15 protein-coding genes are annotated in these 15,628 nt (G+C 64.9%); 10 read left to right on the forward strand and 5 right to left on the reverse strand.

What is annotated here, in order from left to right; genetic code table 11:
• Positions 1 to 132 precede the first annotated feature (132 nt).
• Positions 133 to 330, reverse strand: coding sequence for a hypothetical protein (locus tag ACTJKX_RS19075; RefSeq protein ID WP_068287917.1), 198 nt, complete (start codon positions 328 to 330; stop codon positions 133 to 135).
• Between the two features lie 149 nt (positions 331 to 479).
• Here ACTJKX_RS19075 and ACTJKX_RS19080 point away from each other — a divergent pair, with 149 nt between their 5' ends.
• On the forward strand, positions 480 to 722 hold the full coding sequence (locus ACTJKX_RS19080; protein ID WP_311941021.1) for a DUF3297 family protein: 243 nt from the start codon (positions 480 to 482) through the stop codon (positions 720 to 722).
• Positions 719 to 2,152: a DEAD/DEAH box helicase family protein gene (locus ACTJKX_RS19085; RefSeq protein ID WP_440726159.1), complete on the forward strand. Its 1,434-nt coding sequence runs from the start codon at positions 719 to 721 to the stop codon at positions 2,150 to 2,152. Before ACTJKX_RS19080 ends, ACTJKX_RS19085 begins: the two co-directional genes overlap by 4 nt.
• Before the next feature lie 18 nt (positions 2,153 to 2,170).
• On the opposite strand, the gene ACTJKX_RS19090 is transcribed toward ACTJKX_RS19085, so the two are convergent.
• Complete coding sequence (locus tag ACTJKX_RS19090) at positions 2,171 to 2,404, reverse strand: tautomerase family protein (protein ID WP_311940771.1); 234 nt, start codon at positions 2,402 to 2,404, stop codon at positions 2,171 to 2,173.
• Positions 2,405 to 2,540: 136 nt separating this feature from the next.
• A complete protein-coding gene (locus ACTJKX_RS19095; protein WP_415080301.1) occupies positions 2,541 to 3,149 on the reverse strand; it encodes a LysE family translocator in 609 nt (202 codons plus the stop codon).
• 124 nt (positions 3,150 to 3,273) lie between these two features.
• Here ACTJKX_RS19095 and gcvA point away from each other — a divergent pair, with 124 nt between their 5' ends.
• Entirely contained in the window at positions 3,274 to 4,188 is a 915-nt protein-coding gene (gene gcvA, locus ACTJKX_RS19100; RefSeq protein WP_440726160.1) for a transcriptional regulator GcvA, read from the forward strand.
• Here the strand turns inward: gcvA and ACTJKX_RS19105 are convergent.
• On the reverse strand, positions 4,170 to 5,336 hold the full coding sequence (locus ACTJKX_RS19105; protein ID WP_440726161.1) for a serine hydrolase domain-containing protein: 1,167 nt from the start codon (positions 5,334 to 5,336) through the stop codon (positions 4,170 to 4,172). The genes gcvA and ACTJKX_RS19105 overlap by 19 nt on opposite strands.
• A gap of 24 nt (positions 5,337 to 5,360) precedes the next feature.
• Here ACTJKX_RS19105 and ACTJKX_RS19110 point away from each other — a divergent pair, with 24 nt between their 5' ends.
• On the forward strand, positions 5,361 to 6,035 hold the full coding sequence (locus ACTJKX_RS19110) for a TetR/AcrR family transcriptional regulator (RefSeq protein ID WP_394313791.1): 675 nt from the start codon (positions 5,361 to 5,363) through the stop codon (positions 6,033 to 6,035).
• 102 nt (positions 6,036 to 6,137) lie between these two features.
• Here ACTJKX_RS19110 and ACTJKX_RS19115 read toward each other — a convergent pair whose 3' ends face one another.
• A complete protein-coding gene (locus ACTJKX_RS19115; protein WP_068287898.1) occupies positions 6,138 to 7,850 on the reverse strand; it encodes an APC family permease in 1,713 nt (570 codons plus the stop codon).
• 353 nt (positions 7,851 to 8,203) lie between these two features.
• Between ACTJKX_RS19115 and ACTJKX_RS19120 the strand changes: the two genes are divergently transcribed.
• The 6 genes from ACTJKX_RS19120 (at position 8,204) to ACTJKX_RS19145 (ending at position 15,612) form a co-directional block, all read left to right on the forward strand.
• Complete coding sequence (locus ACTJKX_RS19120) at positions 8,204 to 9,616, forward strand: acyl-CoA dehydrogenase family protein (protein WP_311940789.1); 1,413 nt, start codon at positions 8,204 to 8,206, stop codon at positions 9,614 to 9,616.
• Positions 9,617 to 9,777: 161 nt separating this feature from the next.
• Complete coding sequence (locus ACTJKX_RS19125; RefSeq protein ID WP_440726162.1) at positions 9,778 to 10,314, forward strand: flavin reductase family protein; 537 nt, start codon at positions 9,778 to 9,780, stop codon at positions 10,312 to 10,314.
• A gap of 65 nt (positions 10,315 to 10,379) precedes the next feature.
• The gene (locus ACTJKX_RS19130; protein ID WP_440726163.1) at positions 10,380 to 12,653 is read left to right on the forward strand and encodes a DUF1989 domain-containing protein; all 2,274 of its coding nucleotides are present in this window, start codon (positions 10,380 to 10,382) and stop codon (positions 12,651 to 12,653) included.
• 165 nt (positions 12,654 to 12,818) lie between these two features.
• Positions 12,819 to 13,946: an aminomethyltransferase family protein gene (locus ACTJKX_RS19135; RefSeq protein WP_440726228.1), complete on the forward strand. Its 1,128-nt coding sequence runs from the start codon at positions 12,819 to 12,821 to the stop codon at positions 13,944 to 13,946.
• 98 nt (positions 13,947 to 14,044) lie between these two features.
• Positions 14,045 to 14,650 (forward strand): dimethylamine monooxygenase subunit DmmA family protein, encoded by a 606-nt coding sequence (locus ACTJKX_RS19140; protein WP_311940794.1) that lies wholly within the window; start codon positions 14,045 to 14,047, stop codon positions 14,648 to 14,650.
• Complete coding sequence (locus ACTJKX_RS19145; RefSeq protein ID WP_440726164.1) at positions 14,647 to 15,612, forward strand: PDR/VanB family oxidoreductase; 966 nt, start codon at positions 14,647 to 14,649, stop codon at positions 15,610 to 15,612. The genes ACTJKX_RS19140 and ACTJKX_RS19145 overlap by 4 nt, the downstream gene beginning before the upstream one ends.
• Positions 15,613 to 15,628: the final 16 nt, after the last annotated feature.

A 15,628-nucleotide genomic window follows, 5' to 3' on the forward strand; every position in this document is an offset into this window, starting at 1 on the left:
GAGTTCTTAACCAATTCGCTCAACACGTATGCAATATTGCATTCCTGACATAAATCCGCAATGCAATTGACACCTTCGCAGGCAGGCGGTGCCGCACCTTGCAGCAACCTGCCACTCCAATAGCGCTGCGCCTCACTGCTTGGCGGCAGCGAGCTCCGCCTCGATGGCCGCGATCGATTCCCGCAGCTTGGCAACGCGCTCTTCCGCCTCGCGGGCCAGCCGCTCGTAATGGGCGCCGCGGTTCTTCTGCACCGCCAGGACCTTGGCCTGCTTCTGGATGCTGGCGATCTCGGCGAGCATACGGGCCTTCTTCATGGGCCGATCATCCATCGCGCCACTCCTTGTTCGTTACATCAGAGCTTTCCTTAGACGGCCTTGCGGCGAAAGGCACGCCCGATGGCATAAAATTCACATCAGGCGTTGGCATTCCGGCCCTGGGGCGCTAATCCGGCGTCTGACATCTTCATGAGAGAGACGTGATGACCGATAGCCCACCCGACCGCCTCGCCGCCAATCCCGACAGCCCCTTTTTCGACCAGGCCCTGATGGAGCGTGGCGTCGGCATCCGCTTCAACGGCGCCGAGAAGACCAATGTCGAGGAATATTGCGTCAGCGAGGGCTGGATCCGGGTCGCCGCCGGCAATGCCAAGGACCGGCGCGGCAATCCCCTGACCATCAAGCTCAAGGGCAAGGTCGAGCCTTATTTCCGCGACGAGGCGTGAGCACCGCACCCCAGCTCATCCCCCGCCCGCATCAGGTCGAGGCGAGCGAGGCCATCCTCGCCGCCCGCCGCGCCGGGCGGCCGGGCTTCCTGCTGGGCGACCTGACCGGCCTCGGCAAGACGCTGTCGGCCTGGCTGGCGCTGAGCGCCATGCCGGAACAGGAAATCCTGGTGATCTGCCCCAAGGGGGCCATTCCGCAATGGCGCCTGACCATGACGCAGGCCGGCCTGCCGGCCAAGGCGGTCACCGTGATGAATTTCGAGCGCACGAAGGTGCTGATGGCGCCGCCCGCCACCAGCACCAAGCGTTCGACCCGGGCCAAGAACAACGAGCTCGCCAAGCTCGGCACGCCCAAGCGTAGCTGGCCGCTGGTGGTGATCGACGAAGCCCACCGCATCCGCAATCCCAATTCGCAGCAGGGACTGGTCTGCCGCCAGATGGCGGCGGCCGCCGACTTCACCCTCTATATGAGCGCCACCGCCGGGCAGGCGCCGCACGAACTTTCCTATCTCGCCCGCCTGCTCGCGCGGGAAGGCGACAAGCGGAAGGGCGAGGGCCTGGCTGCCGATCTCGACGGCTTCCGGGCCCTGATGAAGCGGCTCGGGATCGGGCGCGCCAAGGGGCGCTGGAAAAACTGGTCCTGGGAGCCGAACGAGGACGACCGCCGCACAATGTCCTCTCTACTCTACAAGGGGCGCGATGCCATCGGCCTGCGTCGTCGGCCCGAGGAGATCGCCGGCTGGCCCGAAGTGCAGCGCGAGGTAACGCCGACCGCGCTCGATGCCGAGAACCGGCGCCTCTATGAGGCGACCTGGCGCGAATTCCGCCGGGAACTCGGCCTGGTCGGCGGCTCGACGCGGCGGGCGGCGGGTTGGGCCGCCGATCTGCGCTTTCGCCAGAAAGGCAGCCTCCTGCGCGTCGCCGGCACCGCCGATTTTGCCGACGACCTGATGGACAATGGCCAGCAAGTGGCGATTTCCGTCGCCTTCCTGGAAACGAGCGCCCTGCTGGTCGAGAAATTGCGGGGCCATGGCTGGCGCGTCGACGCCATCAACGGCACCCAGAGCGGCGAGCGCAACGAAGCCGTCAGACAGGCCTTCCAGCGCGGCGAGCTCGATGCCGTGGTGTTCACCGTCACCGAAGCGATCTCCCTCCACCGTGGCGAAATGCCGGGCGGAGAACGCGAGCGTTCGCTGGTGGTGCACGACATGCGCCACAGCGCCATCCAGCTCCAGCAGATCGAGGGGCGCTGCCATCGTGACGGCCAGCGCGCCGTGATCTACTACGCCTATGCCGAGAATACGGTGGAGGAAAAGATCGCGGCCACCGTGATCGGCCGCATGGCCGACATGGACGGCATGGCCGGCGACGACACCGCCATGCTCGATGCCATCGCCGGCGTGATCGAGGAAGCCGCCGAGGCACGCTGAGCGCCGGCCTATCCGCCGTCAGGCGAACGGGTCGTAACCGGGCTTCTTGTAGACGAGATCCGGCTTGTCCTGGATGTCGGGAATGTAGACCTTCCGGGTCCACTCTTCTTCCGGCACGTCCTCGATCGAGACCGAGATCGACTTGTCCTGGCTGTTCAGGCTGTCGATCACGGCCTGGGTCAGGGCATCGGCGAGCTTGCGCTTCTGCTCCTCGGACCTGCCGGGCAGCATTTTCACAATGAGGTGGGGCATAATTTCTCCGCTTTCCGCTGCCCGCCGAACATGGGCACGCTTCCAGCTGCGCTCATAGACCGGTTGAGCCGGCCAAGCCAGGACCAGTTGCGAGGTGTCCGCTCGCGGGCGGAAGGTCACGCCGCCGCACCGATCCTCAATTGATCGCCGTAAAGGCGGCGACCAGCAGCATGCAGGTGCCGAAGGTCCAGCCCTGGGCCCGCTGGGCACGCTCGGAGCGGAAACGCCCAAGCAGACTGGCTCCGGCATAGATCCAGAGAAAATGGCAGAGCACCGAGATCAGCACGAAACCGGCCGTGAGCTGGATGACGGTGCTGGTGACACCGGCGGCGGGATCGAGGAACTGCGTGAACATCGCCAGCACCATCGAATGGATCTTGGGATTGACGGCGACGGAGAGGATGCCGTCGACCAGGCCGAGATGCGGCTGGCGCTTTTGCGCAGAAGCGGCGTCGTGGCCCGCCGACCGGAAGAAGCTCCAGGCCAGATAGAGCAAGTAGGCTATGCCCGCCAGTTTCAGCCCGAAGGCGAAACCGGGATGGGCGCGAACGACCTCCCCCAGGCCGAAGCCATAGATCAGGCAAAGCGCCAGATTGCCGATCTCGAAGCCCACCCAGAAGCGCACGGAACCGCGCACGCCATATTGGGCGCCCATGGCGGTGAGCACGGTATTGCCCGGTCCCGGACTGATGACCAGAGGCACCGCATAGCCGGCGAAGAGAATCCAGACATTCCAGACGAGCATGGCGATCTCATTTCAACACGCCGCACCGGGCACGGGCCGGTACGCTGGAAGGATGGAAACACCACTATTCGGGCCGGACAAAACGATCTATTTTCACGCCCTCCATGAACTGGATTCATCGAGCATGCGTCGCCTACCGCCGCTGGTGGCCGTCCGAGCCTTCGAGGCCGGTGCCCGGCACCTCAGCTTCACCCGGGCCGCCGACGAATTATGCGTGACCCAGACGGCGATCAGCCATCAGGTGCGGCAGCTCGAAACCTGGCTGGGTGTCCGGCTGTTCGAGCGCGCGGGCCATGCCCTGCGGTTGACCGAGGCGGGAGGTGCCTATCTTGCCGAAGTCGGCGAGGTGCTCGATCGCCTGGCGGCGGTGACCGAGACCGTGCGCGGCCGGCACGACGGTCCCCTGCGCATCACGGTGCTGCCCTCCTTCGCCAGTTGCTGGCTGGTGCCACGGCTCGGGCGTTTTCGCGAAAGCCATCCCGATATCGAGCTAAAACTGACGAGTTCACCCGATAGCTGGGCCTTCACTGAGGACCGCTTCGATCTCGCCATCCGCTCGGGCCTCGGCCGCTGGCCCGGGCTCAAGGCCGACCTGATCGCCCAGGAGATGCTCGGCCCGGTCTGCAGTCCGGCGGTCGCAGCAGGGTTGCCCTCGCCTTGCTCGCCTTCAGACCTGCTCGCCAGCCATCTGCTGCATGACACGCCCAGGGACGCCTGGTCGCGCTGGTTCCGCCATGCCGGCCTGCCCGAAGCCGCCCTTGCCGCGGGCCATGCCTTCGACGACCACGGCCATCTGCTGCAGGCGGCCTCCGAGGGACAGGGCATGGCGCTCGGCAAACTGTTCCTGGCCGAACGCGCCCTGCGGGAAGGCCGCCTGGTGCGCCCGGTCGATCCGATCCTGCCCAACGACTACAGCTACTGGTTGGTCTACCCCCGCACTGTCGCCGGACGGCCCGATGTGGGCCGCTTCCGCAATTGGCTGCTGGCGGAAGCCAAGGCGACCGCAGCCGCCCTCCTGGTTCAGGGCGCAGCGCCATAGATCGCGTCGCGGACATCCAGCGAGAACGCGCCGGACATGCCTTCGAAAGCCGTGTTGGTCAGGACGACGACGCTGAGCCCGCTTTCCTTGTCGATGAACCAGTTGTGGCCATAGGCACCACCCCAGCGGATCGTGCCCTTGGTCTGGGGCGACAGCGCCAGGCCGGGATCGTCGAGCACCGCCCAGCCGAGCCCGAAGCGCCAGCCCGGCCCCTGCGCTTCGCTGCCGATCTGGTCCGTCATCATCATGCGCACCGTCTCGGCCCGAAGCAGCGGAGCGCCGTCCCGCCGGATCGCCTCCAGGAGAGCGAGAACCTCCCCGGCCGTCCCAGCCATGCCGGCGCCCCCTGACGGATAGGCCTCAGGATCGAAGATCCGGCTCGGCGAGAAGCGCACCGCCTGATCCCAAAGCGGCACGTCCATCCCGTCCTCGATCAATCGCGGCTCGGGGTTGCCATCGGCATAGGCGGTCGCCAGGCGGGACCTGTCCGTCACCGCGAAGCCGGTATCGGCGAGCCCAAGCGGCCGGGTGACCAGGCGGCGCACCAGGGACGGCAGGCTTTCCCCGCTCGCCTGCTCCAGCACGGCGCCGATCACGTCCATGCCCAGCGAATAACGCCAGGCGGCACCGGGCTCGAAGGCGAGCGGCGCCAAAGCCAGACGCCGCAGATTCTCGGGCAGCGTCAGGCCGGGATGGTGGTCGAGCCCATCGGAGACGCCGAGCTGGTGATAGGGCGTGCCCTGCGGCTCAAGGAAGCCATAGCTGAGGCCGGCACTGTGGCTCATGAGATGCCGCAGGCGAATCACCGGCTCGGTCCCGTCGGCCATGCGCGGGCGGAAGTCGGGCAGCCAGCGTGACACGGGATCGTCGAGGCCGATCACGCCCTGCTCGACCAGGCGCATGGCCGCCACCGTGACGAAGGGCTTGGTGATCGAGGCGAGCAGGAAAATGGTATCGGGCGCCATCGCCCGCCTGGCCTCGCGATCCGCCAGGCCGGCCGCGCGCTCATAGACACGATCGCCGTTTCTGGCGACGAGAACGACCGTACCGACAATGCGCTTTTCGGCCAGCGCCCGGTCGATCACGCCATCCAGGCGGTCGAGGAACGGATCAGCGGAAAGGGCTGCGACATTTGGCTGAAGACTCATGAGCGGGCATCCACTATTATCACAATGGTCATTCCTGAATACAGCAGGCCTTCGGATATTTCTAGAGTGAACACTGTGAAAAATAACGAAGCCGAAAGACGCCCCCGCGGGCGTCCCCGCAGCTTTGATCGTGAAGAGGCGCTCGCTGCCGCCGCTCATACCTTCTGGGCCCTCGGCTATGAGGGCGCGTCGATCACCGATCTCACCGAGGCGATGGGCATCACGCCGCAGAGCCTCTATGCCGCCTTCGGCTCCAAGGCCGAACTGCATAGGGAGGCCCTGATCTGGTATCGCGGCCATGTGGGTGCTTTCGGGCCGCAAATACTGGCGCAGGAGGCGGATGTGGTCCGGGCCTTCGAGCGCATCCTGCTCGCCTGGGCCGACCAATATGCCCGCAAGGAGCATCCGCCCGGCTGCATGATTTCCACCGCCGTGCTGCGCTGCGCCAGCGAGAACAGGCCGGTGGCCGAGCATGTCTCTTCATTGCGCCTGGGCGCCCTTGCCATGTTTCGCGAACGCCTGGAGCGCGCCGTCAGGGAGGGCAACCTCAAGCCGGATACCGATACGGCTGCTCTCGCCCGCTTCCTCGGCGCCCTGGTACAGGGCATGTCCGTGCAGGCACAGGACGGTGCCAGCGGCGAAGAGCTCGCAGGCATCGCGCGGCTCGGCATCGCGCAGCTCGAACGCTATCGGACCTGATCGGCCCGGCGGGACGAAGCCCGGTCCCTGGATTGTCTCAACCTATTCACGCAAAACGGGGCGCCGAAGCGCCCCGTTCATCGTCAAGCCCGTATGGCCTTGTCAGAGGACGAAATACCAGTTCGCCAGCAGCACCACGGCGAGGCCGGCCACAAGGGTGAGGTAGGGCAGGATGCCGGCCTTCTTCTGCTGGAGGTCGACGGATCTGAGGCCGAGATCGTCGAGCATGTGCTCGGGGAACTTGCCGCCATCCTGGATGTAGTGCCGGTAGCAGAACACCGGGATGATGAGGGCGGCGGTGCACAGGCCCGCCCACAGCGCCAGGGGGTTCCAGACCTTGGCGCCCGCCCCCATGAACATGGCATTCACATAGGCGAAGATGGCGCCGATGGCGATGACGAAGGTCGGCGCCTTCCAGGGCCTGTTGATGTGGCCATTGTCCATCCGGTGGATCCAGCCGGCATTGAGGTTGAGGAAGTTGAAAATGATGTAGCCGCAATTCGACACGGCCAGGATGAAGAAGAAGCTGGTGGCATCGGCCGCAGCGATGGCGAGCAGCATCAGATTGAAGATGAGGTCGGTCCACATCGCCCGGGTCGGGGCGCCATGCGAGTTCACATGGCTCAGATATTTGGGCAGCCAGCCATCCACCGAGCCCTGATAGAGGGTACGGGAGGAGCCGGCCATCGCGGTCATGATGGCCAGGATCAGCGCCAGGATCATCAACATGACCAGCAATTGGCTGATAATGGCGCCGCCATGCACCATGTCGGCCATCGCCGCCGCCACGCCCGAACCGTCCACGATGGGGGTCGCCAGCATGCCGTTCAATCCGAGCACGCCCTGGAAGGTGAAGGGCACCAGAATGAAGAGCAGCATGCACAGAAGGCCGGAATAGAAGATGGCCTTGAAGGTATCGCGGCCCGGATCCTTGAACTCGCTGGTGTAGCAGACCGCGGTCTCGAAGCCGTAGGTCGACCAGGCCGCGATGAACATGCCGCCGAGCACCAGGGTCCAGCCCGCGACGTTCCAGCTGCCGGGCGCCGGCGCATAGGCCGTAGCGAGGGGGACCAGCGGCGAATAGTTGGCCCAGTTGATCTGGCCGGTGATGATCGGCACGATGCCGACGATCAGCATCGGGATGATGACGATCAGGCCGATGATCTTCTGGGTGTTGGCGGTGCCGAGAATGCCGCGATGCTGGATCGCGAAGGTCAGGAGCATCAGCGCGGCGCCGATGAAGAAGACCGAATTGAGCGAGAAGCCGAAGAGCGGGAAGGTATGGCTGAACAGCGTCCAGGTCCTGATCGCCGGGGTCGCCGCGGCCGTCACCGCCGTGATGGCGTCAGCCGGCGCCGTGCCGGCATGGGCAGCGATATAGGCCAGGACTTCGGGTGAACTGTCCGTGAAGACGGGGATTGGAAAGAGGGCATTGAGAATGTAACCGGCGGCAATGGAGCAGCCAAGCGACAGCACGGGTGACCAGGCGAACCAGTTGCACCAGACCGAGAGCGGCGCGATGAACTTGGAGTACCGCAGCCAAGCCGTGGCGCCATAAACGGAGGAGCCACCCGATTTGTTGGGAAACAGGCCGGCGATCTCCGCATAGGTGAAGGACTGGATGAAGCCCATGATCATGGAGGCCGTCCAGATCAGGAAGGCCGGCGTACCGGTGGTGCCGGCAATGCCGCCGATCGAGAACAGCACGAGCGGCGGTACGCCGCTTGCTACCCAGAAGGCTCCTCGCCAATCGATATGGCGCAGCAGTTGGCTCTCGCCCCCTGCGCTCGTATTTGCGTCAGTTGTCGCCGTCATTGTGTTCCCCGGATCTGATCGACTGCACTGGATGCTGGGGCGGTGCTGGCTGCGAGAGTTCCACGACGGCTCTCGTCTTCACCCACCGTCTCTCTTTTTTACTGCGAGTGAAGATTGACACACTCTGAGGAAGCGTCAACCCTTAGTTTTCTGCGATTCCCTGGGAAATAACCGAATTTCTGCCTATTTTTTGAGCACAACAGCAATCCGATTGGAGGGCTCCAACCGTCACGGAGCAAAAAGAATTCGGGCTGATAAAATTTCCTGCTGGACAAACTTGTTTCTTCTCTGGAAACTTCAGGCGTCACCGGGCAGGCAAAATGCGCGGGACGAACCATTCGAAGGATGCCCGTATGTCGTCACGCAAGATGTGGGGGAATGAGCCATTCTGGGGCCTCGGTTTCGAGTGGGATCCGCAATGGATGCTGACCGACCGCCAGAAGGCCTTGCAGGCCAAGCTCATCGAGCTGTGCCAGACGGAGATGCGCGCCAACGCTGTCGAGAGCGACCGCAACCGCGCCTATCCGCGCAAGAATTTCCAGATCCTGGCCGAGCATGGCTTCCTGGGCCTGATCGTGCCCAAGGAGCTCGGCGGCCAGGGCGAGAATCACATCTGCGTCGCCATGGTGGTGGAGACCATCGCCCGCTATGGCTGTGCCTCCACGGCCATGTGCTACACCATGCATACCGGTGCCGTCGCCGCCGCCCTGCTGCGCCATCACGACAATGCAGCCCTGAAGGACATCCTGCGCCGTCTCGACAAGGACTGCCTGATCGGCACCCTGTCCTATTCCGATCCGGAGACCGGATCGCATTTCTGGTATCCGATCTCCTCGGGCGTCGAGGAGACCAAGGAAGGCTGGCACGTCCGCAAGAAGGCGTCCTGGACCACCTCCGGCGGCTTTGCCGACTGGTATATCGTCCAGACGACCTCTCCCAACTTCAACGGCAATTATGCCGACCTCTCCTGCTTCCTCATCCTCGGCGATGAGATCACCAGCGATCCCGGCAGCTGGAACGGCCTTGGCCTGCGCGGCAACCAGTCCGGCCCGCTGGAAGTCAACAAGGTGGTGCCGCGCAACCGCCTGGTCGGCCCGGTCGGGGACGGCGCCCGCTCCAATGACGAGATCGTCGATCCCTTCTTCCTGCTGTGCTCCTCCGCCTGCTGGAGCGGCATCGCCATGGGCATGATCGACATCGCCAAGGCGCACACCACCAAGAAGACCCACAAGGATGTCGGCATGCGGGTGGCCGACTACGCCACCATCCAGGATTACGTAGGCGAAGCGATCATCGACACCAATGTGGTGCGCTCGATGGATTTCCTCATCGCCAAGGCGCTGGACGACGCCACCGGCAACAATGACTGGTCGATCCACAAGAACGATGTCTCCTTCCTGCCGCGTGCCGGCCTGCTGCACTGGCTCTGGCAGCTGAAATTCGCTGCCGCCAAGAACGTCGCCGCCGTCTCCGACAAGATGCTGCATGCCTGCGGCGGCACCGGCTACAAGCCCGAGCTGCAGATCGAGCGCTATCTGCGCGACGCCAAGGCCGGCTGGGTGATGGGGCCCACCAACGAGGTGCTGCGCCAGTTCGTGGGCAAGACCTCGCTGCTGGGTTTCGAGGCGGTCGACTATTGGAACACCTCGATCAACGAGCGGGTTCTCAACAACGAGATCAAGAAGATGGATGTGGACGCCAAGCGCGCTCTGGCCGAGCGGCTTCTGGCGGAAATCAATCCCCCTGCCATTCGGAAGACGGCGTAAGATGCGGCTGGAAACGCAATCCCCGGCAGGAAATGCGGTCCGTTTCGGTTTCCGCCCCGACGAGGCGGCAATGGTTTGCGGCTGCCTCCCGGATTCGGGCGAATCCGGGGTATACCGGTGTCGGAGCGCAAGCGCCGACGTCGGTAAGGGTATGAGGCAAGATGGTCCAGGGTTCTGCAACAAAGCCAGCGAAGGCCGATACCGTTCCAGAAGCCATCGATCCCCTGCGCTTTCGCGGGGCGCTCGGCCTGTTTGCCACCGGCGTCACCGTGGTGACCGCCACCCATCCGACCGCGGGGCTGATCGGCATCACCGCCAATTCCTTTTCCTCGGTCTCGCTCGATCCGCCGCTGGTATTGTTCTCCATCGCCAACAAGGCCCGCAGCCTGTCGGCCTTCCTGGAAGCGCCGGGCTTCTGCGTGAACGTCTTGCGCAAGGAACAACGCGCCCTTTCGGCCCGCTTTGCGCGGCAGAGCCAGGACAAATGGGCGGATGTGGCCTACACGGCCGGGCGCTTCGGGGCGCCGATCCTGCCGGACACGATGGCGGCCTTCGACTGCCTGCACCATGCCCAGTACGAGGGCGGCGACCACCGCATCATCGTCGGCCGGGTGGTCGACATGGAGCACAATGTCGAGGGCGAGCCGCTGCTCTTCTTCGGCGGCCGCTACCGGGTGCTGGGAGAGGAAGCCGAGTAGCGCTGCATATCGTCAATCATCCGGGCGCGTCCTGCCCGTTCGCTTGCCTGTAGGAGTGGTTTGCCATGCCTGAAGCCGAAATGCTTCGTGTCGCCGGCGGATCGAGCCAGGTCTTCGCCCTCGGCAAGGGCGATCGTCTGCGCCTGACCGATCTGGAGGGCGGCCAGAACGCCCTGCTCTATGCCTTTGCGGCGCAGGAGAGCCTGCCTTCGGGCCATCCCGCCGCCCCGCGCGATGCACTGGCGGGCCTGATCGCCGCCAATGAGAATGCCGCCGCCACCCATCACCAACTCGCCGGCCGCGATCTTGCCAGTGCCAGCGGCATCCTGATCTCCGGACCCGACGCCCCGGCGGGAGAGGCCCTCTCGCTGGCGGCCGAGCGCGACATGACCTGCGTGCTGATCGTGCCGGCCGGCGATTCGACGGCGGATGCCGTGGTTCCGGCCACCGACTTCCATCTGGAGATCGCGCGCAGCGACGAAACCGACAAGCGCGCGCCGCAGAGCCAGCCCGCCGCCCCTCTCGCCACGCCGGTCCAGGACTTCCGGGTGAAGGCCGCGACCGCGGAGCGTTTCGAAGTCAAGGCCGGCCAATATATCCAGATCATGGACATCGACGGGCGCCAATGCTCGGATTTCCTCGCCTTCGACACTGAGCTGCTCAAGCAGGGCATCGAATGCGGCCTCGACGCCACCGCGACCCGCACCCTGATGGGCCGCGCCTATCCGGGGCCGGGCCTGTTCTCGAAATTCTTCGACCAACGCATGCGCGCCACGGTGGAAGTGGTGCAGGACACCTGCGGGCGGCACGACACCTTCGGCCTCGCCTGCACCATGAAATATTACGACGACATGGGTTATCCGGGCCATGATTCCTGCTCGGAGAACTTCAACAGGGTGTTGGCGCAGGACGGCATTGCCCCCCGTCCCGGCTGGCCGGCGATCAATTTCTTCTTCAACACGCAGGTCAACCATGACGGCACCATCAGTGCCGACGAGCCCTGGTCGCGCCCCGGCGACTATGTGCTGATGCGCGCGCTGATCGACCTCACCTGCGCCGCCTCCTCCTGTGCCGACGACATCGATCCGGCCAATGGCTGGAACCCCACCGACATCCAGGTCCGCGTCTATGACGCCGATCACGAATTCCCCAAGGCGATTGCTACGCGCATGACACCCGATTCCCCTCCGGTCTTCACCAAGGAGACGGCGTTCCACTCGAAGGTCGCTCCCCTTTCGCGCCGCATGGTCGAGTATCGCGGCTATTGGCTCGCCAATTCCTTCCTCGCCGACGGCGCGGTGGCCGAATATTGGGCCTGCCGCGAAAAGGTGGCGGTGATCGACCTTTCCGCCCTGCGCAAGTTCGAGGTACTCGGCCCCGATGCCGAGGCGCTGCTCGACTATGCCGTGACGCGCGACATCACCAAGCTTTCGGTCGGCCAGGTGGTCTACACCGCCATCTGCTACCCGCATGGCGGCATGCTGGATGACGGCACCGTCTTCCGCCTCGGGCCGCAGCAGTTCCGCCTCGTCTGCGGCGATCCCTATGTCGGCGTGCATCTGCGCCAGCTCGCCGAGGAAAAGGGCTTCAAGGTCTGGATCCGCTCCTCGACCGACCAGTTGCATAATCTCGCCGTGCAGGGGCCCAAGAGCCGCGATCTCATTTCCAAGATCATCTGGACGCCGCCGGCCCAGCCCGCCGCCAACGAGATCGGCGTGTTCCGTTCCACCGTCGGCCGCCTCGGCCATGCCCAGGGCCCAGCCGTGGTGGTCTCGCGCACCGGCTACACCGGCGAACTCGGCTACGAGATCTTCTGCCATCCCCGCGACGGCGAGGCCGTCTGGGATGCCGTCTTCAAGGCCGGCAAGCCGCTCGGCGTGGTGCCCATGGGTCTCGAAGCGCTCGACATGCTGCGCATCGAGGCCGGGCTGATCTTCGCCCATTACGAATTCTCCGACGAGACCGACCCGTTCGAGGCCGGCATCGCCTTCACCGTGCCGCTGGTCTCCAAGAAGGGTGACTTCGTCGGCAAGGAGGCGCTGGTCAAGCGCAAGGCCGAGCCGCAGCGCAAGCTCGTCGGCCTGGAGATCGAGGGACGCGAGACCGCCCATCACGGCGACCATGTCTATGCCGGGCGCGCCCGCATCGGCGTGGTCACTTCAGGCATGCGCTCGCCCATCCTCGACAAGAACATCGCCCTCGCCCGCGTCGACATCGGCTCGGCCGAGATCGGCACCGAACTCGAGATCGGCAAGCTCGACGGCCACCAGAAGCGCCTCAAGGCCAAGGTCGTGCGCTTTGCCCATTACGACCCCGACAAGACGAGGGTGAGGATGTAACGGTCATCCCGGACGAGGAGCGGCACAACGTGACGCGACGAAGATCCGGGACCGCGAAGACAAGAAGGCACCACAAGATCAAACGGTCCCGTGTCTGCATCGCATCATTTCATGCTGCGACGCGCACGGGATGACAAACCAAAGAAGGGAACATCCATGAGTGTCATGTCCTGGCGGCGTTCGCCGCTCGCCGCCCGCCACCGAGCCCTCGGCTCCACCCTGGAAGACTGGAACGGGATGGAGACGGCCTGGACCTATACCAAGTCCGACCTCGCCGACGAGCATGAGGCGATCCGCACCAAAGCGGCGCTGATGGACGTGTCCGGCCTGCGCAAGGCCCATCTGGTCGGCCCGCATTCGCACCAGGTGCTGCAACGCCTGACCACGCGCGACGTGCGCAAGATCGTGCCCGGCAAGTCGGCCTATGCCTGCGTGCTCAACGACGCCGGCAAATTCACCGACGACTGCATCCTCTATCGCACCGGCCCCAACAGCTGGATGACGGTCTATGGCTCCGGCACCGGCTTCGAGGACATGGCCCGCGACGCGGCCGGCAAGAACGTCGCCGTGCTGTTCGACGACGATCTGCAGGACCTGTCGCTGCAGGGCCCGCTGGCGGTGAAGTATCTCGCCAAGCACGTGCCCGGCATCAAGGACCTCAAATATTTCCACCACATGCAGACCACGCTGTTCGGCAAGCCGGTGATGATCTCGCGCACCGGCTATACCGGCGAGCGCGGCTACGAGATCTTCTGCAAGTCGGAAGATGCGGTGGAGATCTGGGACACCATCCTCAAGGAAGGCAAGCGCATGGGCATCGTGCCCGCCTCCTTCACCGCGCTCGACTGGCTCCGGGTGGAGAGCTATCTGCTGTTCTATCCCTATGACAATTCGCAGATGTATCCCTTCGAGAACGAGGGTCCGGGCGACACGCTCTGGGAACTCGGCCTCACCTTCACCGTCTCGCCCGGCAAGACCGGCTTCCGCGGCGCCGAGGAGCACTACCGCCTCAAGGGCAAGGAGCGCTTCAAGATCTTCGGCGTCCTCGCTGACACCGACAAGATCCTCGATGCCGGCGACGAGCTCTGGGCCGGCGGCAAGAAGGTGGGCGTGGTCACCTGCGGCATGTATTCGCGCCTGACCAACCGCTCGATGGCGATCGCCCGCATGGCCGTCGACGTCGCCAAGCAGGGCACCAAGCTCGAGGTCAAGGGCAAGAACGTGCAGTGCTCGGCGATCGCCCATACCATCACCTTCGACGATCCGGAGAAGAAGAAGCGTACGGCGCTGTGAGGCGCCTGGCCCCTCTCCCATGGGAGAGGGGCCGTTGTACATGATAGCCAGATCCTGGCTGCGTCTGTTTCCGTTCGCGCTGGAGTTTCGATAGAACCATGCTCGTATCCGGCATCAAGAGCCGTCCTGTCTATGGCACGCTTGCCATCCGCCCCGGCGCCAAGCGCCACCTGTTCGTGGCGGATGCCGAGGGCGGTCAGGCGATCCTCGACGCGGCCAAGACGGCCGACGCCGCCTTTCTCGACAGGGCTCACATCATTTATGTGCCCGGCGGAGCCGCTGCCAAGAATCTGGGAGAGGCGCTCAGGGCACTGGGTCCCGACATGTTCTATGAGGGCCCGAGCATCGCCGCCGCCCTGCCGCGCCTGGCCCAGACATTGGCGACGGCCCATATGGGCACCCAGATCTATCTGGCCGGCACGGAAGGCCTGATCGGCCAGGCCATGAAGCTTGCGATCGAAGCCGGCGTCGACCATCTTTCCATCCAGACCGAGCACCGCGGCTCGGAAGAGCGCCGGGTGCAATGCGTGCATTGCAAGGGCATCACCGAGCATGTGCGCACGCAGCCGGTCAAATGTGCCCATTGCGGCCTGACTCTGCTGGTGCGCGACCATTATTCGCGCCGCATTGCCGCATTCCAGGGCGTGTGCATCGACGCCGAAGAGCCTGGTGTCGTTCCGCCGACCGAGGAGGCCTTTCCATGAGTGACAAGACACCCAAGATCGAGGTGCGCGTCAGCGAGATCCACCAGGTCACGCCCGAGATCAAGCGCTTCCATTTCAAGCCCGTAGACGGCTCGCCCCTGCCCAATTTCTCGGGCGGCGCCCATGTGGTGGTGGAGATGGAAGACGGCGCCACCCTCCGGCGCAACCCCTATTCACTGATGAGCCGCCCGGGCGACACGGCCTGCTACACCATCAGCGTCAGGCGCGACGACAATGGCCGTGGCGGCTCGCTGTTCCTGCATGGCAGGGTCCGCCCCGGCGACATCATCCGCATCAGCCACCCGGTCAACCTGTTCCCGCCGGACCAGCGCGCCAAGAAACACCTGCTCTTTGCCGGCGGCATCGGCATCACGCCCTTCATGGCGATGATGGCGCAGCTTGCCGACGAGGACCGCCCCTTCGAGCTGCATTACGCCGTGCGTTCGGACGAGCACGGCGCCTATCTCGCCCATCTGGCCGAGCGCTATGGCCGCCGGGTCCACATCTATCGCGATGCCAAGAGCGAAGCGATCCCGCTGGTCGACCTGCTCGCCCGCCAGCCCCTCGGCACGCATCTCTATGTCTGCGGGCCCGGCGGCATGATCAAATGGGTGCTCAACACCGCCCGCAACGAAGGCTGGCCCGAGCAGAACCTGCACAATGAGCAGTTCCTCGCGCCGGCTTCCGGCAAGCCCTACGAGATTACCCTGGCCCAATCAGGCAAGAAGGCCCAGGTCGGGCCGCATCAGAGCATGCTGGAGGCGATCGAGGCAGCCGGGGTCGACGCGCCCTATCTGTGCCGGGGCGGCGCCTGCGGCCAGTGCGAGACGCGGGTGCTCTCCTGCGACGGCACGCTCATGCACAACGACCACTACCTGTCGGACGCCGACAAGGCTTCCGGCACCAAGGTCATGCCCTGCGTCTCGCGCTTCGAGGGCCGGGAACTGGTGTTGGATTTGTAATCTCGGGGGCCGCCGG

It is taken from the genome of Labrys sp. 22185 (assembly GCF_052045555.1).
Lineage (GTDB): Bacteria > Pseudomonadota > Alphaproteobacteria > Rhizobiales > Labraceae > Labrys > Labrys neptuniae.